Annotated in this window: 24 protein-coding genes and 1 riboswitch; of the genes, 18 read left to right on the forward strand and 6 right to left on the reverse strand. The window is 46.3% G+C overall.

The window, feature by feature from the left end:
- Window positions 1-4 precede the first annotated feature (4 nt).
- Together ilvD and BR63_RS18515 are read left to right on the forward strand one after the other, a co-directional pair.
- A complete protein-coding gene (gene ilvD / locus BR63_RS18510; protein ID WP_034420444.1) occupies window positions 5-1681 on the forward strand; it encodes a dihydroxy-acid dehydratase in 1677 nt (558 codons plus the stop codon).
- Between the two features lie 27 nt (window positions 1682-1708).
- The gene (locus BR63_RS18515) at window positions 1709-2851 is read left to right on the forward strand and encodes a glycerate kinase (protein WP_034420443.1); all 1143 of its coding nucleotides are present in this window, start codon (window positions 1709-1711) and stop codon (window positions 2849-2851) included.
- Window positions 2852-2875: 24 nt separating this feature from the next.
- Here the strand turns inward: BR63_RS18515 and BR63_RS18520 are convergent, their stop codons facing one another.
- The 5 genes from BR63_RS18520 to aroF all read right to left on the reverse strand — a co-directional run bounded on the left by BR63_RS18520 (window position 2876) and on the right by aroF (window position 8793).
- A complete protein-coding gene (locus BR63_RS18520) occupies window positions 2876-3481 on the reverse strand; it encodes an HD-GYP domain-containing protein (protein WP_081908028.1) in 606 nt (201 codons plus the stop codon).
- A 10-nt stretch (window positions 3482-3491) separates the two neighbouring features.
- Window positions 3492-4949: a transposase gene (locus BR63_RS18525; protein ID WP_243269998.1), complete on the reverse strand. Its 1458-nt coding sequence runs from the start codon at window positions 4947-4949 to the stop codon at window positions 3492-3494.
- 138 nt (window positions 4950-5087) lie between these two features.
- A complete protein-coding gene (locus BR63_RS18530) occupies window positions 5088-6632 on the reverse strand; it encodes a CHASE4 domain-containing protein (RefSeq protein WP_051965488.1) in 1545 nt (514 codons plus the stop codon).
- A 262-nt stretch (window positions 6633-6894) separates the two neighbouring features.
- Window positions 6895-7734 (reverse strand): prephenate dehydratase, encoded by an 840-nt coding sequence (gene pheA / locus BR63_RS18535; protein WP_034420709.1) that lies wholly within the window; start codon window positions 7732-7734, stop codon window positions 6895-6897.
- Window positions 7735-8793, reverse strand: coding sequence for a 3-deoxy-7-phosphoheptulonate synthase (aroF, locus tag BR63_RS18540; protein ID WP_051965489.1), 1059 nt, complete (start codon window positions 8791-8793; stop codon window positions 7735-7737).
- Between the two features lie 808 nt (window positions 8794-9601).
- On the opposite strand from aroF, the gene BR63_RS18545 reads away from it, so the two are divergent.
- The 10 genes from BR63_RS18545 (at window position 9602) to BR63_RS18590 (ending at window position 18886) form a co-directional block, all read left to right on the forward strand.
- Window positions 9602-10228, forward strand: a complete 627-nt coding sequence (locus tag BR63_RS18545) for an NADH-quinone oxidoreductase subunit NuoE family protein (protein ID WP_081908051.1) — start codon at window positions 9602-9604, stop codon at window positions 10226-10228.
- The gene (locus BR63_RS18550) at window positions 10225-10626 is read left to right on the forward strand and encodes a (2Fe-2S) ferredoxin domain-containing protein (protein ID WP_051965490.1); all 402 of its coding nucleotides are present in this window, start codon (window positions 10225-10227) and stop codon (window positions 10624-10626) included. The genes BR63_RS18545 and BR63_RS18550 overlap by 4 nt, the downstream gene beginning before the upstream one ends.
- Window positions 10623-12419 (forward strand): NADH-quinone oxidoreductase subunit NuoF, encoded by a 1797-nt coding sequence (locus tag BR63_RS18555; RefSeq protein WP_034420711.1) that lies wholly within the window; start codon window positions 10623-10625, stop codon window positions 12417-12419. Before BR63_RS18550 ends, BR63_RS18555 begins: the two co-directional genes overlap by 4 nt.
- Window positions 12419-14233 carry an NADH-dependent [FeFe] hydrogenase, group A6 gene (locus BR63_RS18560; protein ID WP_243270032.1) on the forward strand — a complete coding sequence of 605 codons (1815 nt, stop codon included), beginning with the start codon at window positions 12419-12421 and terminating at the stop codon, window positions 14231-14233. The genes BR63_RS18555 and BR63_RS18560 overlap by 1 nt, the downstream gene beginning before the upstream one ends.
- Before the next feature lie 72 nt (window positions 14234-14305).
- Window positions 14306-15424 (forward strand): M20/M25/M40 family metallo-hydrolase, encoded by a 1119-nt coding sequence (locus BR63_RS18565; protein WP_034420712.1) that lies wholly within the window; start codon window positions 14306-14308, stop codon window positions 15422-15424.
- A gap of 46 nt (window positions 15425-15470) precedes the next feature.
- Window positions 15471-15583, forward strand: a riboswitch (TPP riboswitch).
- Between the two features lie 118 nt (window positions 15584-15701).
- Complete coding sequence (locus tag BR63_RS18570; RefSeq protein WP_034420713.1) at window positions 15702-15992, forward strand: thiamine-binding protein; 291 nt, start codon at window positions 15702-15704, stop codon at window positions 15990-15992.
- A gap of 4 nt (window positions 15993-15996) precedes the next feature.
- On the forward strand, window positions 15997-16767 hold the full coding sequence (locus BR63_RS18575) for an ABC transporter permease (protein WP_034420714.1): 771 nt from the start codon (window positions 15997-15999) through the stop codon (window positions 16765-16767).
- Between the two features lie 68 nt (window positions 16768-16835).
- On the forward strand, window positions 16836-17855 hold the full coding sequence (locus tag BR63_RS18580) for an ABC transporter substrate-binding protein (protein ID WP_034420716.1): 1020 nt from the start codon (window positions 16836-16838) through the stop codon (window positions 17853-17855).
- 47 nt (window positions 17856-17902) lie between these two features.
- The gene (locus BR63_RS18585) at window positions 17903-18664 is read left to right on the forward strand and encodes an ABC transporter ATP-binding protein (protein ID WP_034420718.1); all 762 of its coding nucleotides are present in this window, start codon (window positions 17903-17905) and stop codon (window positions 18662-18664) included.
- Between the two features lie 18 nt (window positions 18665-18682).
- On the forward strand, window positions 18683-18886 hold the full coding sequence (locus tag BR63_RS18590; protein WP_034420720.1) for a hypothetical protein: 204 nt from the start codon (window positions 18683-18685) through the stop codon (window positions 18884-18886).
- 70 nt (window positions 18887-18956) lie between these two features.
- Here BR63_RS18590 and BR63_RS18595 read toward each other — a convergent pair whose 3' ends face one another.
- Complete coding sequence (locus tag BR63_RS18595) at window positions 18957-19238, reverse strand: GGDEF domain-containing protein (RefSeq protein WP_243270033.1); 282 nt, start codon at window positions 19236-19238, stop codon at window positions 18957-18959.
- Window positions 19239-19324: 86 nt separating this feature from the next.
- On the opposite strand from BR63_RS18595, the gene BR63_RS18600 reads away from it, so the two are divergent.
- The 6 genes from BR63_RS18600 (at window position 19325) to BR63_RS18625 (ending at window position 23679) form a co-directional block, all read left to right on the forward strand.
- Window positions 19325-20512: a DUF362 domain-containing protein gene (locus BR63_RS18600; RefSeq protein WP_034420724.1), complete on the forward strand. Its 1188-nt coding sequence runs from the start codon at window positions 19325-19327 to the stop codon at window positions 20510-20512.
- A gap of 82 nt (window positions 20513-20594) precedes the next feature.
- Complete coding sequence (locus tag BR63_RS18605) at window positions 20595-20966, forward strand: hypothetical protein (protein ID WP_034420726.1); 372 nt, start codon at window positions 20595-20597, stop codon at window positions 20964-20966.
- A 321-nt stretch (window positions 20967-21287) separates the two neighbouring features.
- Complete coding sequence (locus tag BR63_RS18610; RefSeq protein ID WP_051965492.1) at window positions 21288-21515, forward strand: 4Fe-4S binding protein; 228 nt, start codon at window positions 21288-21290, stop codon at window positions 21513-21515.
- 159 nt (window positions 21516-21674) lie between these two features.
- Window positions 21675-22082 carry a DUF3842 family protein gene (locus BR63_RS18615; protein ID WP_034420727.1) on the forward strand — a complete coding sequence of 136 codons (408 nt, stop codon included), beginning with the start codon at window positions 21675-21677 and terminating at the stop codon, window positions 22080-22082.
- A gap of 184 nt (window positions 22083-22266) precedes the next feature.
- Window positions 22267-23118, forward strand: coding sequence for a methyl-accepting chemotaxis protein (locus tag BR63_RS19830; protein ID WP_034420729.1), 852 nt, complete (start codon window positions 22267-22269; stop codon window positions 23116-23118).
- A gap of 402 nt (window positions 23119-23520) precedes the next feature.
- The gene (locus BR63_RS18625) at window positions 23521-23679 is read left to right on the forward strand and encodes a hypothetical protein (RefSeq protein ID WP_153802029.1); all 159 of its coding nucleotides are present in this window, start codon (window positions 23521-23523) and stop codon (window positions 23677-23679) included.
- Window positions 23680-23686: the final 7 nt, after the last annotated feature.

Raw genomic sequence — 23686 nt, forward strand, 5'->3', positions numbered from 1 at the left:
TGTTATGATTAGAAAATACGAAAGCAGCAAAGTTTTGGAAGGTATACCCGGTGCTTATCCCAGGCAGATGTTTAGAGCAGCAGGTTATACGGACAGGGAAATCCAGGGTCCCATCATCGGTGTGGTCAGTTCCTACAATGAGATCCACCCGGCCACCGCTCATCTCAAAGAGTTAGCGCAATATGTTAAAGCAGGTGTATGGATGGCAGGGGGTACTCCTGTAGAATTTCATACTATTGCCGTTTGTGATGCTATCGCCCAGGGAAAAGGGATGCATTACGTATTACCCAGCAGGGAATTAATCGCCGCAGAGATTGAAGTGATGGTTGGAGGCCACAGGTGCTTTGACGGCTTAGTGTTATTATCTTCCTGTGATAAGGTTCCTGGCGCTATGCTCATGGCGGCGGCCAGATTAAACATTCCAACTATTATGATACCTGCAGGACCTATGTTACCGCATAAACATAACGGCAGGGAATGGGTGATGTGCGACATCAAAGAGGCTATGGGGGAATTCAAGGCAGGTAAAATTGATGAAGTGGAATTCTCCAGAATAGAAGCTAATACCTGCCCTACCTTTGGTGTCTGTTCCATGATGGGGACAGGAAACACTATGAGTTCTGTAGTGGAGGCTTTAGGCATGTGCCTGCCGGGCCTGGCTACGATTCCAGCTGTCTCTTCCGAAAGAATTCGCCTGGCCAAGTTGACAGGGATACGCATTGTCGAAATGGTAAAGGAAGGGCTGAAACCTAGGGATATACTGAACATAAAGAGCATGGAGAATGCTTTAAGGTTTGTCTTAGCCACCGGTGGTTCTTCCAACACCTTCTTACATTTGCCGGCCATTGCTAATGAGCTGGGTATAAAGATTACCCTGGACTGGTTTGATGAACTGAGCCGGGAGACGCCATGCATTGCCAAATTCAAACCGGCTACGGATTATAATATCAACGATTTTTATGAAGCAGGTGGAGTTCAGGCCGTTTTATCAGAGTTACAAGAAATAATTTATACTGATGTATTAACAGTTACCGGAAAGACTGTGGGCGAAAATATCAGAGATGCAGTGGTGAAAAGACCGGAAGTAATCAGAACTCTTTCTAATCCTCTTAGTCCTGAAGGAGGGTTGGCTGTTCTTAAAGGAAACTTAGCTCCCGAAGGAGCCATTGTCAAACAAAGTGCTGTCCATCCCAAGATGTTAATTCATTCGGGGCCTGCTGTAGTATTTGACAGTGAAGAAGAGGTACGAGATTATTTCTTCAAAGATAAAGTTAAGCCGGGAGATGTACTCGTCATTAGATACGAAGGCCCGAAAGGAGGGCCCGGAATGAGGGAACTTTCCATACCTGCGGCCATTTTAATCGGGATGGGACTTGGTGACTCTGTGGCCATGATTACTGATGCCAGGTACTCGGGAGCTACCAGAGGACCATGTATTGGGCACGTATCCCCCGAGGCTGCTGACGGAGGTCCTATAGCTATTGTAGAAAACGGGGATATTATTGAGATAGATATACCCAACAGAAAATTAAACTTAAAGGTCTCGCAGGAGGAAATTGAACAACGGTTAAAGAATTTGAAGATTAAAACTAAGGATATAGAATATAAACAAGGTTTTCTCGATGTTTACAGGAGAATAGTCACTTCTGCAAAAGATGGTGCGGTGATCAAGTTAGATTAAAACACTTGATTGATGGAGGTGGGGAGGATGAGAAAAATTGTTGTTGCTCCTGATTCTTTTAAAGGAAGCATGTCGGCTAGAGAGGCAGCAGAGGCCATGGAACGGGGAATTAAAGCTGTCTGCCCAAATGTTATAATCGAAAAAATCCCCATGGCCGACGGGGGAGAGGGTACGGTAGAAACGCTGGTTGATGCCACCGGTGGACGGGTTATCAAGGTTAATGTTCTTGGCCCTTTGGGAGAGAAACGGGAATCATATTTCGGTATTCTCGGCGACGGGAAAACGGCTGTGATTGAAATGGCCCTGGCTTCGGGATTGCCCCTGGTACCCAAAGAAAAAAGAAACCCCCTGGTTACCACTACTTATGGTACGGGGCAGTTGATCAAAGCCGCCCTGGACCAGGGCTGCCGGGAGTTTATTATCGGGATTGGCGGCAGCGCCACCAATGACGGTGGGGTTGGAATGGCTCAGGCTTTGGGTGTGCGTTTCTTAGATGCGGAGGGTAAAGAAATTCCTTTTGGCGGCGGCAGTCTAAACCGCCTGGAGAAAATCGATGCGAGCAAGATAGATCCACGGCTTCAGGAATGTAAGGTGATGGTGGCCTGCGACGTCAACAATCCTCTTTGCGGACCAAAAGGGGCTTCCGCCGTATTCGGACCCCAGAAAGGGGCCACACCGGAAATGGTTGAGCTCTTAGATCATAACCTGGCTCACCTGGCTGCTGTGATCAAAAGAGATGTAGGGGAGGATGTAAAAGACTTTCCCGGAGCAGGTGCCGCCGGTGGTTTAGGAGCAGGTTTAATGGCCTTTTGTCATGCCCAGCTGCAAAGAGGCATTGAAATAATTATTCAGGCTACCAGGCTTGCGGCAAAGATGGCAGGTGCCGATCTGGTAATTACAGGCGAAGGGCAGATCGATTTCCAGACCGCCCATGGCAAAACCCCCATGGGCGTAGCAACTGTGGCTAAAAGTATGAACATCCCTGTCATTGCCCTCGTAGGCAACATTGGACGCGGAGCTGACATGCTTTATGACCTGGGCATAGACGCTATTTTTTCCATTGCCGAAGGGCCCATGGGGCTTGAGGAGTGTATGAAGAATGGTGCGGAACTAATGGAAAGGGCAGCTAATAGAGTAATGAGAGCAATAAATATAAATTTGTTGAGATAATAGAAAAGAAGGATTGAGAACGGCTCAATCCTTCTTAGAACACTTCTCGGATTTAAGTAGTGTTACAAATTCCTCGACTATTCTAGAATCAAATTGTTTTCCCGAACAGTCCTCCAGTTCCTTTATTGCCTCTTCCCTAGAGATTCCCTGGTGATAAGGGCGAGTATTTGTCATGGCATCATAGGCATCTATGACTGCGAGTATTCGGCACTCCAAGGGGATTTCTTCACCCTTAAGGCCATCAGGGTAACCTCTTCCATCCCAGTGTTCGTGGTGATGAAGAATAAGGTTAGCAATATGGGCAAGTTCTGAGGAACGATTGGCAATGCTATAGCCGATTTGAGGATGCTCTTTCATCTTTTTATATTCTTCATCTGTCAGCTTACCGGATTTGTAAAGAATACTGTCAGGAATTCCAACTTTCCCCAGATCATGCACCTTGGCTAAAAGTACTAAATCTCTTTTTTTATTTTCCGAAAGACCTAATCTGTCTGCCATTCTCTCAGCCATATTTACTAAACGCTCAACATGACCCTGAGCTACAAAATCTCTTTGGGCCAGGGCTTCCAGAAGCAGGTCAATTATTTTGCTTTTTGGACTGCCTGCCTGGCTCAGTTTATATTGATACATATTACAGTAGTTATGCAGTTTCAGGATAATTTTTCCAATTCCATAACCTAAGTTCCAAAGAATGTGGCCAGAATTTATCAATAAGCCTTGAAAAACGCTGGGTTGCCGTGTCAAAATAGACTTGGATCAACTGCTCGCAACAGCGGATCCGACAACCGGCGTTGAAGAAGTACCTTATCACTTCGCAGAGGGAGGGGGCTTGTTCGGCGCCTTCTTTATTGCACTCCCAAGAGGCATAACAAAGAAGGGTCTTCGCTGTAAACAAGAGCTCCACATGTGCGAAATGAGCTGTTTCAGACTGAGCATAGCAAGATGTTAAACCAAGATTCTGTTTAGCGGTGCGGTAAAAAACTTCTATTCTCCATCGTTTAGCATAGGCAGTTGCAGCTTCTTCCGGCGTATCTACGCGATTGCTTATCAGGAGATACGCATCCTTGAAGGTTGCCGGGCATTCTTCCTCCGGAAGAACTATGCTGCCCTCGACAGCCTGCTTCTCATAAGTGGCTGCAATGGCAGCTATGGGTAAAAAACGTTGTCTAGTAATGGGTTTTCCCTTGCGTGTTAAGGTCTCATAGGGCATTTTGATGTAAATGTCCGGAATACTGAGAACCGATTCTTTGCCAAGGACCCGAAGCTGGGAATAAACTTCTCGCAGCAGTTGCTTCGGATTAAGTTTAATGTAGCGTTCCTTTCCTAGTACCGGGTCGTAGATTTTCCTGAATAGCGCCGTGTTACGTTTGGCTTTGGTAACCCAGTCAAAATTTTGACCCATCAGCCAGTTCAGGAACTTTTTACACAAAAACCAGCGATCCATGGCTACCCAGAGTCTGGCCTTGTTCAACTGACGCACCTCTGCGAGCATCTGTTTAGCAAGATCAAGCTTGGTTTGTTTTTCATTCTCCTGGCCATTTTTAACCCAGAAGCGCCACAGCATAGGATATTCGAGCCCATTCTTTAAGACAGCCAGGGTCGACACAAGATTAATGCACCATACATGGCACTTATCCGAACTGTCAAAGAGCCAACAGAGAAAGGGGATTTTTTTACCGTGAGGATGCTCAATTTTAGTATCGTCTAAGGCAATGATATCGCCGTCGGTCAGCCTGCTATCCGTGTTTTCTTGTAACCTGGCAAATCTGCCCAAAGAGAACCGGAGCCACTGAAAGGGCTTGGAGAGAAACCGGCTGAAGGCACTTTGAGAGATGATTTGCCCGGAAAGCAGTTGTTGTAAAAATGGAGCTTCCGTTGAAAACTTAGCATTTTGATTTGCAGAACTTGAATGATTAGCAAGGCCGCAGATGTAGGCAAAAGCCAGGAGCCACGCTGGAATTCCGGAGTGTTTGCGTATTCCGGACTGGGAAAACAGCAGAGACAGGTCAAACAAATCCCAAATTGTCTTGAGTACCGGGATTCCGGCACCTTGACCGTGATCCTTTTTTTCGAAAGTTGGTTTACACAGTTTCTTCATCAACATCACCCATATCGCTAGAGTGATGGTAAAAAATACCATCCAAAGCGATTATGGGGGCTTTTCGAAAAAGTCAAGACCTTTTTTGTCGAAAATTAGGATCTTTTTTAAAATATTTTTTGAGTTATTATTTTCTATTTATTTCCACCAACTGCATAACTCCTGCATATTATTATCTGCTGCCTGATAAATATCATAGATGGACTCACTCTCAGACCCCTGGGAGGTGGCTATCCCCACGGAAATGCTTATGGGTATGACCGAATGATTTGCATTGTATTGTTCAATTAGTTTTATAATTTCCCCCGCTTTTATATGGGCTGTTTCATTAGTTGTGCCGGGGAGAATAATACAGAATTCATCACCACCAACTCTGGCAATTACATCTGTTTTCCTAAAGGGTTTGGCCAGCAATCTCGCAAAGGATATTAATAAATCATCGCCGGCTCTGTGGCCTAAGGTGTCATTTGTAAGTTTTAGACCATCTACATCTACACAAATGATGCTTAAGGGTGTGTAATTCTTTAGATCTCTATTTAAACGGGCCATCTCTTCATCAAAGAAAGTCCTATTATATAAGCCGGTAAGACTATCATGATAACTGAGGTATCTATACCGGTTTTTACTTACCTTAAGTTCTTGTTGGGTATTCTCAATTACTGACAGCATTTTGTTAATTTCTGCTGCCAAACTGGATATTTCATCTTTGCCTTCAACGGGTACTCTTGAGGATAGGTCACTGTTAACGGCAATCTTTTGCACTGCAGCGCTCAATCTAGCTATGGGGGATAAAACCATTTTATGTAAAAGCAAAAAGATTAATGTGAAAAATGATACAATAGCGATAAACACAATGGCAATGTAAAAATATAAGGTAGCCAGTCCCTGGTTATAAATCTCCCGTTGTGCAGTAACCCCCAGCAGCATCACCGGCTGGTCAAAAATGTCCTTCAATACGGTATATCCTGTAATGAAGTCTTTGTCATAAATCTTGCTTATTAAATTATTATTTTTATCAGGTAAGGTTCTTAAGGAAGCATAATCAGGCAATTCTTTAATGGGTTTCAGTGTTAATGTCAATTGAGTAATGTCAGAAAGGATGCTTAATTCTGTATCATCAAATTTACGGGCCATGACTAAAGCACCTTTTGAAGGACCATCGTAATTACTGGTCAAAATGGGGCGGGAAGCTACCAGGAAGAGTCCCTCGGGTACTGATATGAGGCCAGATTTACTCATGTTTTTATCTGAAAGCTCAAAATGAAATAATTTTTTTCTCACCATTTCCCTAGAGCTTTCGGGAATATCAGTTTCTTTCTTATTGATTAAATCAAACCCTTTACTAAAAACAATTTCATCAGAGTTATTGATAAACATCATTAAACTGAGTTTATTGGTAATAAATGTTGGGTCAGTAAGGTTTGAGTTTATATATTCGGTTGAGAGATTTTGTACAAACTGGTAGCTATCGTCCCAAAAGGCCCAGTCACCCACTGTAACATTTAACGTCATAATTTCTCTTTGCAATGCATTTAGTCCCCGGTCAACATTTCTTTTGAGTATTCGCTCTTCCAGTTCCAGATAACCATTGTAGAGAACAAACTGAGAAGTGAAATAGACGAAAAGAAGGAGCCCTATTAAGAAAAACGCTATAAGAATCAAGGTTTTTTTCCGAAGAGTCATCACTTAACCTCACTAAATATTTTCCGAAATATTACTTGAAATCTATGTTTCTTCAAAAATAAGCAATAATCCTCTCTACCATAAAAATAAATAGTGACAACAAAAATTTCGCCCTTGGTCTTACCTTCCGGTAGCCAGGGGCTTACTACAGCTTTTCTTATATTACTTCTTAAACATTTTATAGCATTTTGGTTGGAATAAATGTATATGCTTACCCGTTTTATTTAGGAAACAGAGGGTAGTATACCTTTTTGATGTTTGCTTACACAATTGAACAATACGACCCCAGATTTTTTAACAACGCCGTTTTCTTTTCCAAATTACGAAGGACTTCCTGTAACCCAGGATGGTCATGGCCCGCTTCACAATCAATAAAAAAGATATAGTTACCCAATTCTTTTTTAGCCGGGCGGGATTCTATTTTGGTGAGATTAATGTTTTCCCTGGCGAACTCCCCTAAAACTTCATAGAGTCCTCCCGGGCGGTCCTTTTCCAGGGCCAGCACCAGGGAGGTTTTTTTCGTATCTGAATGGGGACAAGGGGTACGGCCTACCAAAAGAAAGCGTGTTTGATTACAGGGATAATCCCCAATGTCAGGGACCAGGATAGGTACGTTGTAGAACCGGTGAGTATCCCGTGAGGCAATGGCGGCCGTACCGGGGCCCATACTTGCGAGATTCTGTACTGCCTCGGCTGTACTATTGGCGGGAAGGCAACGTGCCTGGGGCAGTTTTTGCTGCAGAAACCTGCGGCACTGGGCCAGGGCCTGGGGATGGGAGAGCACGGTATGGATTTCCCCCAGGTCCTGGCTGTGACTGAAAAGGCAGTGGTTAATATTGAGAACTGTTTCCCCCTGGATATAGAGGGATAATTCATGGGCCAGCATGTCCAGGGTAATATTGACGGTCCCTTCAATAGAATTTTCGCCAGGCACTAAACCTGCATCCACACTTCCTTCTGCAACTGCCGTGAGGATATGGGGGATAGTGGGTAAGGCTTGCAACGTCCATTCCTGGGTATTCTCCAGGGTGAGGAGACAGCGGGAAGCGGCCTCGTAAGAATATGTTCCCACAGGTCCGAGAAAAGCCAAAATCTTTTTCATCTAGATCACCTGGGAGTAACCAAAATATTCGGGGGTACCGGAGAGATCAAATTTTTTGCCTACCGCCTGGGCAATGGGTTTGAGGCTGTTCATCAGCTTGTTAAAGTTCTCCGGCGTCAGGGACTGGGGACCGTCGGACAGAGCTTCGCTGGGATTAGGATGAACTTCGATTATCAGGCCGTCGGCGCCTGCAGCCACTGCCGCCTGGGCCATGGGCTGTACCCAGCGCCACTTGCCGGTACCGTGGCTGGGGTCGACGATGACCGGGAGATGGGTGAGGTACTTGATGACGGGAACGGCACTAAGGTCCAGGGTATTACGGGTATATGTTTCAAAGGTTCGGATACCACGTTCACATAATATTACCTGGGAATTTCCTTCCTTCAGAATATATTCTGCGGATAAAATCCATTCTTCGATAGTGGCGGAAAGTCCCCGCTTTAAGAGGACAGGTTTGCCTGATTTTGCTGCGGCCCGCAGTAAGGGGAAGTTCTGCATATTGCGGGCGCCTATTTGCAAGACATCAGCATAATAGGAAACAAGGTCAACCTTTTGGGTATCCATCACCTCAGTCACAATGTAGAGGCCAGTTTCTTCTCTGGCCCGGGCCAAGTACTTAAGGCCTATTTCCTCCAGTCCCTGGAAGGAGTAGGGGGAAGAGCGGGGTTTATAAGCACCGCCTCTTAATATTTTGGCTCCGGCGTTTTTCACTAAATGAGCTACTTCCAGCAGTTGTTCCTTGCTTTCCACGGCACAGGGACCGGCCATTACCTGTAAATCATGACCACCGAGAGAAAGATTATCTATGTTTATGACGGTATCCTCCGGTTTATATTCCCGGCTGGCTAATTTATAGGGAGCCAGTATTGGTATCACTTTTTCTACACCGGTCATGGCCTCAATGGCTAAGTCTAAAAGCCTGGATTTATCCCCTACGGCCCCTATGATATTTTTTTCTGTTCCCCTCGTTATTTGGGTGCGAAAGCCTTTGTCTTCTAAAATTTGTACCACCTCCTGCAGTTGTTCTTCTGTGGCGCCTTTTTGCATTACGACAATCATTTTTCTTTCCTCCTTGCTAATATAATTAAAAAAGTCCACAGTTTAAGTCCCTAAAGGGACGAAAACTGTGGACTTTCCGCGGTACCACCCTTTTTGGTTCATGGCATGAACCCTCTTTTAAGGGTACAGGATCACCAGGCTAAAGAGATAGAGTAGTTGGTAAATAAAAAAAGCCTTTCGTCCTCTAGGGACGAAAGGCTGTGCTTTCGCGGTACCACCCTGGTTGGCAGATATAATCTACCCTCTTTAGCGCAAAGGTACAGGATAAATCCGATACCCCCTTCTTTGTAACGGTAGAAGTTTCCGGCCAGAACTACATACTATTATTGGGGACATTCCTGTCTTAAGAGATAGACTCAAGCTTCAGCAGGTGTGTCCCCTAACCTTATTAGTACTCACCCTGGCAGTTTGGAAGGGAACTTCAACTGGCGAAAGTACTAAGGGTGCTTCCAGTCACGACACCCTCTCCCTGGAGACTTTACAGCAGTTTACTTTTCTTCCGCATCACTGTTCTCTGTATGTAATTTTATATCTATTATATGGGGTGAGTTTTTACTTTGTCAATGGCTAAGAACTATAAAACATAAATTACCTTATTTTAAAATTTTATATTTACTTATGAAAATTGGAATAATGGGAGAAGGAATTTCTGGTTCTCAGCCCTTGCTAAGCAAGGGTTTTTTCAATTTTAGTATGAAAGATGGCCAAGGATTTTTTCTAAAAGGGTAAATGAGGTTAGGCCAACCTGTTTATTTCTCCAAGCACGCAGCATACTAAGAGTAATATATTTTAAAGGGTGGGATTATTGATGACAACCTGTGGCTGCCGCCTGGGTGAAAAGAGGGTGCCAAACCCCGAAGAGTTTTTACGGCAACATCCTGATAAAAAATATCAGGAATTAGGCCGTGTCCTGGCCAGAAACAGGGAAAAACCCGAAAACCTGATTACTGTGCTCCATGAGGCCCAGCTTATCTTTGGTTATTTACCCAGTGATGTACAAATTTATATTGCCGATGCCTTAGATGTGCCCATCAGTGAGGTCTACGGCGTGGTTACTTTTTATTCCCTTTTCACCACTGTCCCTCGGGGAAAATATACCATTTCTGTATGCCTGGGGACGGCTTGCTATGTAAAAGGGGCGGGAGATATTATGGAAGCCTTCAAGGAAAATTTAAAAATTGACGAAGGTGAGACTACCCAGGATGGTCTTTTTACCCTGCAAAGTGCCCGCTGTATCGGGGCCTGCGGGTTGGCCCCCGTTTTAACCATCAATAATGATATCCATGGCCAGTTGACCCCCGATGATGTTCCTAAACTCCTTGACCGTTACCGGGAAGCTGTCCAAAAAGACCAGCCCCTCAGTCAAGCCCGCATCCATAACAAGGACAGGAAAGTTGGGGGACCCGCTGAGGAAGGAGAGAAGAAAAGAGTATGAAGTCCCTGGAGGAATTAAAAAAGATTAAAGAAGAGACCCGGGAGCGTATGGCACTCAGGGAGGCAAAGGAAGGCCAGGTGCGTGTTACGGTGGGAATGGGTACCTGTGGTATTGCGGCAGGAGCCCGGGAAATTTTAAATATTCTCCTTGAAGAGATCAACAAGCGGAATTTACCCTGGGTAGCGGTGTTAACCACCGGTTGCCCGGGGATATGTAAAAAAGAGCCCATCGTCCAGATTACGGAGAGTGAGGGTACTACCTATACCTATGGAGAGATGACGCCGGAAAGGGTAAAAATAGTGGTAGCCCGGCACTTGGTAAACAAACAGCCCGTGTGGGACTGGCTGATAGGTACCCGCAATCCCTGTGGACATAGGGGAGGGGAGCAAGAGGCATGAAAATTCAACGTGCCCATTTATTACTTTGTCATGGTACGGCCTGTACATCCTCGGCCAGTGAAGCGGTAAAAAAAGCCCTGGAAGAGGAACTTGCACGCTCTCAGCTTGCTGAACAGGTGAAGGTAATCCCTACGGGCTGTTTTGGTTTTTGTGCCATGGGGCCTATCATGGTTGTTTACCCGGAAGGTATCATGTACTGTAAAGTAAAGCCTGGTGACGCCAGGGAAATAGTGGAAACCCATCTCATCAAGGGGCGTGTGATAGAGCGCCTGTTGTACAAGGACCCTGTAGATAAGGCGCGGGTATCTGAACTGGATGACATTGACTTTTTCCGGCATCAGCGGCGGGAGGTACTGCATAACTGTGGTCATATCAACCCTGAAGATATCAGAGAATATATTGCCCGTGACGGTTATCTTGCTCTGGGGCAAGTCCTGACCGGCTATAAACCCCAGGAGGTCATTGAGATGGTGAAAGCCTCCGGTTTAAGGGGAAGAGGTGGTGGTGGTTTTCCCACAGGCAGGAAATGGGAATTTGCCGCCCAGGCAGAAGGTGAGGAAAAATTCGTCGTCTGTAATGCTGACGAAGGTGATCCGGGGGCTTTCATGGACCGGAGCATCCTGGAAGGTGACCCTCATGCCGTACTGGAAGGAATGGCTATTGCCGGTTATGCTATTGGCGCAAGCAAAGGCTTTGTTTACATCCGGGCCGAATATCCTATCGCCGTGGAAAGATTGAACATTGCCATTAAACAGGCCCGGGAACTGGGCCTCTTAGGCAAAAATCTCTTTGCTTCAGGCTTTGATTTTGATATAGAACTGCGCTTGGGGGCAGGGGCCTTCGTCTGTGGAGAAGAGACAGCCCTCTTAAATTCCATTTCAGGCAAACGGGGGGAGCCCCGGCCCCGTCCGCCCTTCCCCGCCGTCAAAGGGCTGTTTTTTAAGCCAACATTAATTAATAACGTAGAAACCCTGGCTAACATACCCCGAATTATCCTGAAGGGACCGGAGTGGTTTGCCGGCATAGGCACGGAAAAAAGCAAGGGGACCAAGGTTTTTGCTATTGCCGGTAAAGTTGTGAATACGGGCCTGATTGAAGTCCCCATGGGTACTACTTTGCGTACGATTATTTTCGAGATCGGCGGCGGGATACCTAAGGGGAGAAAGTTTAAAGCGGCCCAAATCGGGGGACCCTCAGGGGGCTGTGTTCCCGAAGCCCATTTGGATGTGCCCATAGATTATGACAGCTTATTGGAAATAGGGGCCATGATGGGTTCAGGCGGCTTGATTGTCATGGACGAAAGCGACTGTATGGTGGATATTGCCAGGTTCTTTTTAGAGTTTACCCAGGATGAATCCTGTGGTAAATGTACACCCTGCCGGGTAGGAACCAAACGCATGCTGGAGATTTTACAGCGTATTACCATGGGGGATGGTAGAGAGGGTGATCTTGACCTTCTAAAAAGCCTGGCCGAGGATATTAAAGATACCTCTTTGTGTGGACTGGGACAGACTGCACCCAACCCGGTCCTGAGCACCCTTCGCTTTTTCGAAGATGAATACCTGGCTCATATTCTGGAGAAACGCTGTCCGGCGGGAGTATGTGCCAGGCTTGTCCGTTACGAGATAATTCCCGAAAAGTGTACAGCCTGTACCGTGTGTGCCAGGGTCTGTCCCGTTGACGCTGTCACGGGCACCCCTAAGAAGCCGCCCTATTTTATTCACCAGGATATCTGTATTAAATGCGGAGCCTGCCAGGCCAAATGTCCTTTTAGCGCCATAGCCAAGGAGTGATGATGATGAAGGAAGAGCAAAAGGTCAGCCTGACCATTGACGGCAGAAAAGTGACGGTACCCGAAGGAATGTCGGTTTTAGAGGCGGCACGGCATGCAGGGGTGGATATTCCTTCCCTGTGCTATTTAAAGGGTGTGAACGAGGTGGGGACCTGCCGGATTTGTGTAGTAGAAATAGAGGGATCCAAAAACCTGCAGGCCTCCTGTACCTATCCTGTTTCTGAAGGTCTGGTGGTAAGAACCAATACCAAGAGGGTGCTGAAGGCCCGCCGTACCGTACTGCAGCTTTTGTTGTCGGAACATCCCCAGGATTGTTTGACCTGCTACCGCAATACCAACTGTGAACTCCAGGCCATGGCCCATCGTTTCAATATAGTGGAAATTCCTTTTCACGGGGAGCGCACCACCTTTCCCAATGATGACAAGTCTGTTGCTGTCATGCGGGAACCTTCTAAATGTATTCGCTGCCGCCGTTGTATCGGTGTGTGCTCGGCTATACAAACAGCCTATGTTTATTCTGCTACCCATCGGGGTTTTGAGTCTATTATTTCCCCTGCCTTTGGGATGAGTCTGGATGATGTAGCCTGTATCACCTGCGGGCAGTGTGCCAATGTCTGCCCTACTGCGGCTATACATGAGCCTGATAATACCAGTCAGGTGTGGGATGCCCTAAATGATCCGGAAAAATATGTTATTGTCCAGGTGGCTCCCTCGGTTCGTGTTACCCTGGGAGAGGAATTTGGGTTTCCCATTGGCTCTGTAGTTACAGGACAGATGGTAGCTGCCTTGCGCAAGATGGGTTTTGCTAAGGTCTTTGATACAGATTTTACGGCCGACCTCACGATTATGGAGGAGGGTTATGAATTCCTGCAAAAACTAAAAGCGGGGGGCCCCTTCCCCCATTTAAGCTCTTGCAGTCCCGGCTGGATTAAGTTTTGCGAACACTTTTATCCCGAGTTCTTAGACTGTGTATCCACAGTTAAGTCTCCCCACTCCATGTTTGGTGCTTTAGCTAAAACCTATCATGCTGAAAAAGTGGGGATAGACCCTGCCAAAATGGTGGTCGTCTCTGTAATGCCCTGTACTGCCAAAAAATATGAGCTAAACCGCCCGGAGATGAATGACAGTGGGTTTAAGGATGTGGATATAGCCATTACTACCCGGGAGTTGGCCCGCATGATTCGCCAGGCCGGTATTGACTTTGCCAATTTGCCGGAAGAAGAATTTGATACCCCCATGGGTATAGCCAGCGGCGCCGGCCTGATCTTTGGGGCTACAGGGGGAGTGATCGAAGCGGCTTTACGGACGATTTACGAGATCACCACAGGTAAGGAATTACCTTTACCCCAATATGTCCAGTCTCTTCGCGGCATGGATGGTCTCAAACAGGCGGAAGTTGAGCTGCCCCAGGGAAAAATCAGGGTAGCCATTGCCCATGGCACGGGGAATGCCCGGATGCTTTTAGAAAAAATAAAAAGCGGGGAAGTTTATCATTTTGTAGAAATCATGGGTTGTCCCGGTGGCTGCGTGGGAGGAGGAGGGCAACCCATCCTCCCCTTGCGCAGGGGTTGGGAAGGGACCATAGATTATAGAATGGATCGCGCCGATTCCCTTTATAAAGCTGAAAAGGAACTGCCCTACCGCAAATCCCATGAAAACCCGGCAGTAAAAAAGCTGTATGAAGAATTTTTGGGTCATCCCCTTAGTGAAAAGGCCCACAAGCTCCTGCATACCAGCTACACGCCCCGTTCCCGCTATCCGAAAGGGATTCCCCAGGTGTACGCGTTGCCTGAACCTGCCGTATACGAACAGTGAGGCTTCCTGCTATAATTTAGTTATACTGCCAACTATCAACTAACAACTACCAACTAAAACGGGGTGTGTCTAATGATTAACCAGGAACGTATAGTTAAGGAATTCATGGAAATGGTGCAGGTAGCCAGTCCTACCAAAAAGGAAGGGCAATTTGCCCAGCTGTTAAAACATAAGCTGGAGGCCATGGGCCTGGAAGTTTATGTGGACAATGCGGGCAAAGAGGCGGGGTCAGACACCGGAAACGTGATTGGACGGTTAAAGGGCAATAAACCCGGGCTGCCTGCCGTGATTTTTGCTGCCCATATGGATACCGTATCACCCGGTGAGGGTATTAGACCGGTGATTAAAGAGGGTATTATTTACTCGAGAGGCGATACTGTCCTGGGTTCTGATGATAAAGCGGGAATCGCCGCCATATTGGAGGCCCTGCGTCATCTCAAGGAAGAGGGCATATCCCATGGCGACATTGAGGTTGTTTTTACTATTGCCGAAGAAGGGGGCCTGTTTGGTTCGAAATACCTGGACTACAGCTTATTAAAGGGTAAGATTGCCTTTGTTTTAGACAGCGGTGGGGCACCGGGAACGATTATCAACAGGGCCCCTGCCCAGGATAAACTCTCTTTTGTTATCCACGGCAAAGCTGCCCATGCCGGCGTAAGCCCCCAAGAAGGAATCAGTGCCATTCAGGCAGCAGCTAGAGCTATTGACCGGATGAAACTCCTGCGGATTGATGAAGAAACCACTGCCAACATTGGGGTTATTAAAGGAGGTAGTGTCACCAATATTGTTTGTGACCGGGTGGAAATTGAGGCCGAAGCCAGAAGCCTTTCCGTAGAAAAGCTGGAGAAGCAGAGCCGGCATATGGTGGAGTGTATGGAAGAGGCCTGCCGGGAATTTGGCGCCAGGCTGGAAAGCAATGTGGAAAGGGCTTATAACCCCTTTTTTGTAGAGGAACAGGACCCCCTGGTATTGGCAGCCAGGAAGGCTGCAGAGAAATTAGGCCTGGAGAGCAGGGTAATTTCCACCGGTGGGGGCAGTGATACCAATAATTTTAACGCCCGGGGGATTAAAGCCGTTAATCTGGGTGTCGGCATGAGCAAGGTGCATACTCTTGATGAGTTTATTCCCATTAAGGATCTGGTCGATAGTGCCCGGTATGTGGTGTCTATAATTGAAGAGCTGGGAAAATAAAAAAGGTTGTTTGACGTTTTAAAATACTTGCGTTAAGATATGATTAAACTACATAAGAGGGGAGCTGGGTGAACCCGGCTGAGAGGGCATTACTATAATATGCCGACCCTTTAACCTGATCTGGATAATGCCAGCGGAGGGAATATGAGCATAAAGTGTAGAGCCGCTTCCTAGCTGGGGGCGGCGTTTTAGTTGCAGTTGATAGTTGTTAGATGATAGTTGTTAGTATAATACAGGAAGTCCCATAGTCGAAGCGAAAATCGGGAGGAGTGGAATTATGGCAACGGTCAATCTGAGCTTACAGGTAATACCCAAAGTAGAGGACGAGAGAACCTACGAGGTAGTGGATGAAGCCATTAAAGTCATCCGGGAATCAGGGGTCAAATACCTGGTGGGTCCCATGGAGACTACCATGGAAGGAGAATTGGACACCCTCTGGGAAGTGGTGAAAAAGGCTCAGGATGCCTGTATCCGGGCAGGAGCTTCCAGGGTTATGTCCGTGATCAAGATTGACTATAAGCCGGAGGGAGTGACCATGGAAGAAAAAATACATAAGTACAGGAGTTGATGTGATGAAACGATATGTCTCGTCTTTTCTTGCTTTTCTCATTTTATTGCTCTTGTGGGAATTTTCTGTGGAGATTTTCCAAATTGAGAAATTTATTTTACCTGCCCCCAGTCTCGTGGCCGGGGCTTTGATAGCATCCTTTCCTCTTCTTCTGGAGCACAGCCTGCAAACCGCTGTGGAAGCTCTTTTAGGCTTTGGCCTTGCCGTAATCATGGGCACGTGTCTGGCTTTGGCCATGGGCTTGCTTCCCTGGGTGAAAAGGACAGTTTATCCTTTAATTGTGGTTTCCCAGACCATACCCATTATGGCCGTAGCTCCCCTGCTGATCATCTGGTTTGGTTATGACATTCTGCCTAAGGTACTGGTGGTGGCCCTGGTTTGCTTTTTCCCCATCACCGTAAGTACGGTAGAAGGTCTGGATCATATTGACCAGGATATGGTGAAACTGCTTTTGACCATGGGGGCTACCCCCGGGCAGATCCTGAGGCTGGTAAAGTTCCCGGGAGCCTTACCGTCCTTTTTTGCAGGACTGAAAATATCGGCCACCTACAGTATTATGGGCGCTGTCATCGGTGAATGGCTGGGTGGGTCCAAAGGTTTAGGAATATACATGACTCGTTCCATGCACTCTTTTCTTACGGAGCGGGTATTTGCCTCCATTGTGGCGATTACCGCCATGAGTCTAATCCTTGTCGGAATCATTGAAATAATCGCCAGGTTAACTATGCCCTGGCTGTATCAGAAAATATCCTGGCAACAGGATGAAAAGGTGTAAAGCCTCTCCCGCTTACACTTCGCTTAGCGGCGGGAGCTTCCTAATTCATAGAAAGGTAGGAATGATTTATGAAAAAATTGTTTACAGCCTACACCCTCCTCATCTTTGTTTTGATGGCGCTGACCGGATGTACATCTACTGCTCCGCCCAAGAAAGAGGAACCTGCCCCCGTTCCTGCTCCTCCACCTCTCACTAAAGTTACAGTGATGCTGGATTGGACCCCCAATACCAACCACACAGGCTTATATGTAGCTAAAGAAAAAGGCTTTTATAAAGAGCAGGGGCTCGATGTGGAAATTCTACAGTCAGGTGAACCGGGACCGGCCCAGTTAGTAGCTGCGGGCAAAGTGGATTTCGGAGTCAGTTACCAGGAGGAAGTGACTAATGCGCGCGCAGCCGATATTCCTATCGTTTCCCTGGCGGCAGTTATTCAACATAATACCTCAGGTTTTGCTTCGCTGAAAGAAGCCAATCTAACCCGTCCCAAAGATCTGGAAGGCAAGCGCTATGGGGGATGGGGGTCCCCGGCTGAACATGCGGTCATTGAAGCGGTCATGGCCAAAGACGGCGGTAATGGGAAAAAAGTAAAATTTATCGATATCGGTTCCGCTGATTTTTTCTCTGTTATTGGTAAAAAAGTGGATTTTACCTGGATTTATTATGGTTGGGACGGGATCCAGGCCGAATTAAGAAAGATCCCTTTGAATGTCATCATGCTCAAAGATTTTGATAAAGCCCTGGATTATTACACTCCTGTCATTATTACCAGCGAAAAGAATATTAAAGAGCGGGCAGACCTTGTAAAAAAGTTTATGCATGCAACAAGCAAGGGCTACGAATTGGCTATTGCCCAACCGGAAGAAGGAGCCAAGATTCTTCTCAAACATGCTCCCGAACTTAACGCCGAACTGGTAATGGCCAGCCAGAAGTGGCTGAGTACTCAGCTTCAGGCCGATGCTCCCCAGTGGGGCCGGCAAAAAAAAGAGGTCTGGGAGGGGTATGCCCAGTGGATGTTTGAACGCAAGCTTCTTGATAAAATGATTGAAGCTGACAAGGCCTTTACCAATGAATTTTTGCCCCCAAAATAAGAGGTATACAGAGGGGAATATTAGGATGAAGGTAAGGGGAGAGAAATATGTTGGAAATTAAAAATATTACAAAGACCTATAGCTCTCCCCAGGGAGAAATATGGACATTAAAGGATATTTCCCTGGCCGTTGGCAAAGGTGAATTTGTTAGTATCATCGGGCCCAGCGGTTGTGGCAAGAGCACCCTCTTTAATATCATCAGCGGTTTGGAGAGGCCGGACCGGGGGAAGGTCCTTTTATCCGGCCAGGATATCACGGGACAGAAGGGGCATACGGCTTACATGCTGCAAAAAGATTTGCTCCTCCCCTGGCGTACCGTGTTGGACAATTGTATTTTGGGGCTGGAAGTACAAGGGGTTGCCAGGGACGTGGGCCGGAAACGGGCTGAGGCCCTTTTGCCGGAATTCGGCCTTGAGGGGTTTGCGCGGAGTTTTCCCGTCGTATTATCGGGTGGTATGAGACAAAGGGTGGCTTTCCTCCGGACCATGCTGCAGGGGAAAGAGATTTTGCTCTTAGATGAACCCTTTGGTTCCCTGGATGCCTTTACCAAAGGGGAAATGCACGAGTGGCTCCTGGGAATCTGGGAAAAATATCATCCTACCGTCCTCTTTATCACCCACGATGTAGACGAGGCCCTGCTTTTGTCGGACCGGGTCTATGTCCTCAGTACACGGCCCGCTACGGTGAAACTGGATGTAGAGGTAAAACTGGAAAGACCCCGTTTTCGTGATCTGATCACGGAGGAAAAATTTGTAAAATTGAAGAAGTTGTTACTGGAAGCATTAGCCCAAAACAAACCTCACTCTTAGCGGTGAGGTTTTGTATTTATGCACTTACGGAAGCATGATCCCATTCTCCAGTACTTTAATACGAATGAATTTACCAGGATTCATGATGATCTTGAGTATTATCACAGGAACGTAGTAAAACACTATGAAACCTTCTCCCAAACCCGCCAGGTATGGAAGAAAATTGTAACTTTTTTAACCTCACAGCAACCGGTGAACAGGGCCCACAAAGAAATTGTGTAAAAATCACGCTCCCGGTTACAAAAAGACTCCTTTGAAAAAGGGCTGACCTAATGTGTTTTTAGGTCAGCCTTTAAATGGCAAATTCGTCACCGCCAATCCTGGCTGCTATACCTTGAGTACCCAAAGCAGTAGAAATAATTTCTGCCGTTGTTATAAGTAATGAGTCACCAATCTCATGACCCAGGGTATCATTGATCAGTTTGAGTCCGTCCACGTCACAAATTATCATACCTACCGGCTGGATGGGTCCTTTTTCCAGGGTGCGCATTATTTCCTGGAAGTAGGCGCGGTTATATAGCCCGGTCAGGGCATCATGGAGGCTAAGGTATTGATGATGTCTTAAATTAACCAAAAGGGTTAATTTTTTGGTTACAAATAGGATTAACCACAGATTTGGCGAAAGGAATAAATGTTTAGTTTTTACAGAGGAGGAATTTCATGAGTATCGTAGCTATAACCCGGGGCAACCTCTATCCCTCCCGAGAAGAGATACACCGGCAGGTATACCGGGCTATTGACCTGTTGGGAGGGATTAATTCCTTTATAAAAAAGGGCGAGCGTGTCCTGATTAAGCCTAATGTAACCGAGGATCATCCAGCCGATAGAGGGACAACCACCGACCCCTATATAGTAGAAGCCCTGGTAGGGCTGTGCCGGCAGGCTGGAGCCGGGGAGATCATCATCGGCGAAGGGGCAGGGGTAGGCAAAGATTCTTTAGAATGTATGGAAAAAACAGGCTGGTTCATGTTTACAGAAAAAGGCATTCGCCTGGTGGATCTTAATAAAGAAGAGAAAGTGAAAATTTCTATTCCCAATGGTCTTGTCTTTAAAGAGTTAAAAATAGCCAAACTGGCCCTGGAAGTAGATGCCATTATTAATGTGCCGGTTTTGAAGACCCATGTGGCTACTCTAATTACCTGCTGTTTAAAAAATATGAAAGGTGTTATACCCTACGAAAGCAAAAAAGCCATGCATTTTCACGGCCTCCACGAGGGAATTGTGGACTTAAACACTGTGATCAAACCTCGCCTGAATGTGGTGGATGCCCTTGTGGCCCAGGAGGGGCTGGGGCCTGTTTCCGGTACTCCCCTGCCCTTGGGCATGATTATGGCTGGAGCCGATGCCGCAGCTGTGGATACGGTGGGCGCTCATATCATGGGTGTGGAAGTACGGGAAGTAAGACACCTGGTCCTGGCAGGAGAAAAAGGTGTAGGCTGCAACCAGCTAAAAGAAATCAAGGTTGTGGGAGAAAAACTGGAAGACTGTGTTCATCCCTTTGTGCGGCCTGACCTGAAGCTGGAGTTTGCCGGTTTTAAAATAATTAGTGAAAAGGGCTGCAGCGGCTGTAACATGCAGGTCATGATGACTTTGAAGAGGATGGATGCAGCCGGGGAATTAGACCTTCTCCGGAAAAGATACAGTAAGGTAAATATTATCTTTGGGCAAGGAGATTTAACGGAGGAAGGTTTAAGCATCCTGGTTGGTAACTGCCAGAAAAAGAATAGAGCGAAAGGCGCTCTCTTCGTGGAGGGCTGTCCGCCGGCAGGCTGGTATATAAGGGATGCTATCCGGAAGGAACTTCTGGGGTTAGAGACCTTAGTGGATCCGGGGCCCATTGATTTATAGCCGGTACTATAAATTTCCTTCCCTGTATAAAATATCAGCCAGCGAACAGAATAAAGGTAGCAAATACAGAGGAGGATGGTTTATGGCTGATAAAAATATCCTGGCTTATTTCAAAAGCCCTGATCAGGCCCAGGAAGCGGCGGCTAAACTTAGAGACTTGGGTGTCATTGATCTCCAGATAGATCGTTATCGTAAATATCCGGGTGATGGTGTAAGCCAGTTCATGAATCCGATTACCGGCCAAATTGAAAGCCTGGCCGATTTGACTTTGGGGTTGGAAGATTCCGGACCCGATTCACGTGTCTTATTGGATGCAGATGTGACGGCTAGCGGCTTCAGTGACGGGGGCAATGAGGTGGTAACCGGTCATGATATCCTTCTTACGGCTGTGGTGGATGAAGCCAAACATCATCAAGCTTTAGATCTTTTACGAGAAGCTGGGGCCCTTGTGTGAACATATATCTATTAAACCTGGTTATAAAGCGACCAGGTTTTTTTGTTTTTTTCTTTGCACCACAGGCACAAGGGCAACTAGGCTTCTGCCTTCACCTTTGGCTCGTACCTCAGGCATAAGTCTCGCTACGTCACTGCGTTCCTAGTCTCGCTATAGCACAAGGCCAAGTTTTCTTTGCACCACAGGCACAAGGGCAACTAGGCTTCTGCCTTCACCTTTGGCTCGGCACAAGCCAAGTTTTCTTTGACTTTTTTAAGTTGGTGACATATAATAACAACATAATAGATACCCCTTGGGGGTATATATGTGAGGTGGTTATTTGTGGAAACAAAGAGAAAGGTTAAGCCCGTAGCCAAAATATTGAATGAGCGGTGTGATGGTAATCCCTGGTGTCCTTCGATGCGGGTATGTCCGATAGGAGCGATTAAAGTAAAAGAATCAAGAGGGTTGATCATGAAAAAGGTGGTTCTGGAAGTGGATAAAACCAAGTGTACAGGCTGTGGAAAGTGTTTAAACTACTGTGCTCACAGGGCTATCACAATTAATTAAAATAATTCTCCCAAGAAAAAAAGAACTGCTGGAGGGTTTAGTACTCACCAGCAGTTTTTCTTTATCTGTAGAAATAAAAGAGACCAGTATGATACTATTTAGATGTACTCTATAATAAAGATGCACCGTTTTTAATATAGAAGAAAGGTGGAGAAGAATTTGAGTATATTAGTGGTAGATGGTTTGGGGGGGGGATTAGGCGCACAGATCGTAGCCCAGTTGCGCCTGCAGCTGCCTCAAGCCGAAATTATAGCGGTAGGAACAAATTCCACAGCCACCACGGCCATGGTTAAGGCGGGAGCCAGCAAAGGGGCCACAGGGGAAAACGCAGTACGGGTATGTTTGAAAAATGCCGGCTGCGTCATAGGGCCAATAGGAATCGTTTTGGCGGATTCCATGCTGGGTGAGATTTCCCAGGCAGTTGCCAGCATGATTGCCAGCAGTCCTGTTCCTAAAATACTCATTCCCGTGAATCACAAAAACCTGGAGATAGTGGGTATGCAAACCCAGCAGCCCCTGGCCGAATTGATTAAAGAGGCCGTACAAAGGGCGAAAAACTACCTGTAATAACAAACAAACTAAAAATCCTTCCGGAGGCTTTGATAACTTTCCAATGTCTCCATCTGTCAAGAATGAAGACATCATGCTACATAAGTAAAATATTAGATGGGTGGTTTCGAATTGTCTAACATCAATACATTATTTTATAATAAAATAGTACAAGAAGTGTCAACAAAATTAGGAGGTAAATATGCATATTAATGGCAAACCCGAACTGCTAGACCATTTCCAGGGAGCAGCGCCTTTCTTTAATGTTATTCTGGAGGAAGACATAGGAATTTTTGTTTATGACAGGAGTTCACTGCTTACCTACATACCCAGTTCTAAGGTAGACCTTGGTTTGAAACCTGGCAGTCCCGTTACGGAAGGGTCTATTCCTGACCGCTGCATGAAGAGTGGGAAACGCATAGTGGTAATGATCAGCAAGGAAAGGTCACGCTGTGGCGTACCTTATTTAAGCTGTGCTACTCCTGTTTATGCCGAGGGGCAGGTGATCGGCTGCATTATTACCAACCAGAGCTTAGATGCATATTTTAAAATTACCGATGTAGCGAACAACCTGGACCATTCTTCGCAAGACCTTTCTGCCTCTATGGAAGAAGTGGCTGCCCAGGCCCAGAACCTGGCGGAAACAGTGAAAGCTTTAGACCAACTGGGTAAATCTTTATCCGAAAACATCATCAAGACTGATAATATCATACATTTTATCAAGAATATTGCAGAGCAAACCAATTTACTGGGTTTGAATGCGGCTATTGAGGCGGCCCGGGTAGGTGAGATGGGGCGCGGTTTTGGTGTGGTAGCGGAAGAAATCCGTAAATTAGCCACGGAGAGCGCTCGTTCGGTCAAAGAGATTACGGAGGCTTTACGTCAGGTTCAGGCAGGGATAGCTGAGTTGTCACAGAGGGTGGGAAACATAGAAAACGCTGCCCAGGAACAGGCGGCTGTGGTTGAAGAGGTTACAGCATCCAGTTCTGAGTTATCTCATGTGGCAGGTGATTTGGCAGTGTTCGCTAAAAATATGTATAAACTTACAGAGTAGGAACAAAGACTGGTTTATACCAGGGCTTCAAAGTTATGAAATTTTGTTAAACATGTTGCTCTTTCCTGGTGCAGTCTCTGAGTGATTGCAGTGGAAAAAACATTTAAAAAAGTTTGCCCGCAAGTAGTAAAAATGTATTAAAATAATTATAAAGTTCATATAAAATAAGGGGGTATTGTATGTTCACGAAACACTGGATGTTAAGAGAAACTGCTCATTGCAAAGAAGGGTGCATACGTTAGTCCTGGGCATGACGAAAACTGCCCGAAACCCCTGGCCCATAAGGCCAGGGGTTTTTAAAATATTTCTAACAACTAACAACTATCAACTATCAACTAAAAAATGACCATGCACCATCATACTCTACACCGCATATATAGTTGAAAAACAGGTGGTGAGTGTATGTTTAAGGGTTTCTTTACCGGTACCGTAGCTCAGAAAAAAATGGCCCGGGCTCTTGCAGATTTCAATACCCTTACCCAAAAGAGAGAAAAAGGAACTCACTGGAAAAAAGAAATTGTGCAGGAGTTCCTAATTCCCTATGGTAAAACATTAGCATAAATTAAGG

Origin of the sequence: Thermanaerosceptrum fracticalcis (assembly GCF_000746025.2) — a bacterium.
Classification (GTDB): domain Bacteria; phylum Bacillota; class Peptococcia; order DRI-13; family DRI-13; genus Thermanaerosceptrum; species Thermanaerosceptrum fracticalcis.

Excerpts from the sequence above, each read along its gene's own strand:
- ilvD (WP_034420444.1), top strand. The coding sequence starts at position 5 with ATGATTAGAAAATACGAAAGCAGCAAAGTTTTGGAAGGTATACCCGGT.
- BR63_RS18515 (WP_034420443.1), top strand. The coding sequence starts at position 1,709 with ATGAGAAAAATTGTTGTTGCTCCTGATTCTTTTAAAGGAAGCATGTCG.
- BR63_RS18520 (WP_081908028.1), bottom strand. The coding sequence starts at position 3,481 with ATGTATCAATATAAACTGAGCCAGGCAGGCAGTCCAAAAAGCAAAATA.
- BR63_RS18525 (WP_243269998.1), bottom strand. The coding sequence starts at position 4,949 with ATGAAGAAACTGTGTAAACCAACTTTCGAAAAAAAGGATCACGGTCAA.
- BR63_RS18530 (WP_051965488.1), bottom strand. The coding sequence starts at position 6,632 with ATGACTCTTCGGAAAAAAACCTTGATTCTTATAGCGTTTTTCTTAATA.
- pheA (WP_034420709.1), bottom strand. The coding sequence starts at position 7,734 with ATGAAAAAGATTTTGGCTTTTCTCGGACCTGTGGGAACATATTCTTAC.
- aroF (WP_051965489.1), bottom strand. The coding sequence starts at position 8,793 with ATGATTGTCGTAATGCAAAAAGGCGCCACAGAAGAACAACTGCAGGAG.
- BR63_RS18545 (WP_081908051.1), top strand. The coding sequence starts at position 9,602 with ATGACAACCTGTGGCTGCCGCCTGGGTGAAAAGAGGGTGCCAAACCCC.
- BR63_RS18550 (WP_051965490.1), top strand. The coding sequence starts at position 10,225 with ATGAAGTCCCTGGAGGAATTAAAAAAGATTAAAGAAGAGACCCGGGAG.
- BR63_RS18555 (WP_034420711.1), top strand. The coding sequence starts at position 10,623 with ATGAAAATTCAACGTGCCCATTTATTACTTTGTCATGGTACGGCCTGT.
- BR63_RS18560 (WP_243270032.1), top strand. The coding sequence starts at position 12,419 with ATGATGATGAAGGAAGAGCAAAAGGTCAGCCTGACCATTGACGGCAGA.
- BR63_RS18565 (WP_034420712.1), top strand. The coding sequence starts at position 14,306 with ATGATTAACCAGGAACGTATAGTTAAGGAATTCATGGAAATGGTGCAG.
- BR63_RS18570 (WP_034420713.1), top strand. The coding sequence starts at position 15,702 with ATGGCAACGGTCAATCTGAGCTTACAGGTAATACCCAAAGTAGAGGAC.
- BR63_RS18575 (WP_034420714.1), top strand. The coding sequence starts at position 15,997 with ATGAAACGATATGTCTCGTCTTTTCTTGCTTTTCTCATTTTATTGCTC.
- BR63_RS18580 (WP_034420716.1), top strand. The coding sequence starts at position 16,836 with ATGAAAAAATTGTTTACAGCCTACACCCTCCTCATCTTTGTTTTGATG.
- BR63_RS18585 (WP_034420718.1), top strand. The coding sequence starts at position 17,903 with ATGTTGGAAATTAAAAATATTACAAAGACCTATAGCTCTCCCCAGGGA.
- BR63_RS18590 (WP_034420720.1), top strand. The coding sequence starts at position 18,683 with ATGCACTTACGGAAGCATGATCCCATTCTCCAGTACTTTAATACGAAT.
- BR63_RS18600 (WP_034420724.1), top strand. The coding sequence starts at position 19,325 with ATGAGTATCGTAGCTATAACCCGGGGCAACCTCTATCCCTCCCGAGAA.
- BR63_RS18605 (WP_034420726.1), top strand. The coding sequence starts at position 20,595 with ATGGCTGATAAAAATATCCTGGCTTATTTCAAAAGCCCTGATCAGGCC.
- BR63_RS19830 (WP_034420729.1), top strand. The coding sequence starts at position 22,267 with ATGCATATTAATGGCAAACCCGAACTGCTAGACCATTTCCAGGGAGCA.
- BR63_RS18625 (WP_153802029.1), top strand. The coding sequence starts at position 23,521 with ATGTTTAAGGGTTTCTTTACCGGTACCGTAGCTCAGAAAAAAATGGCC.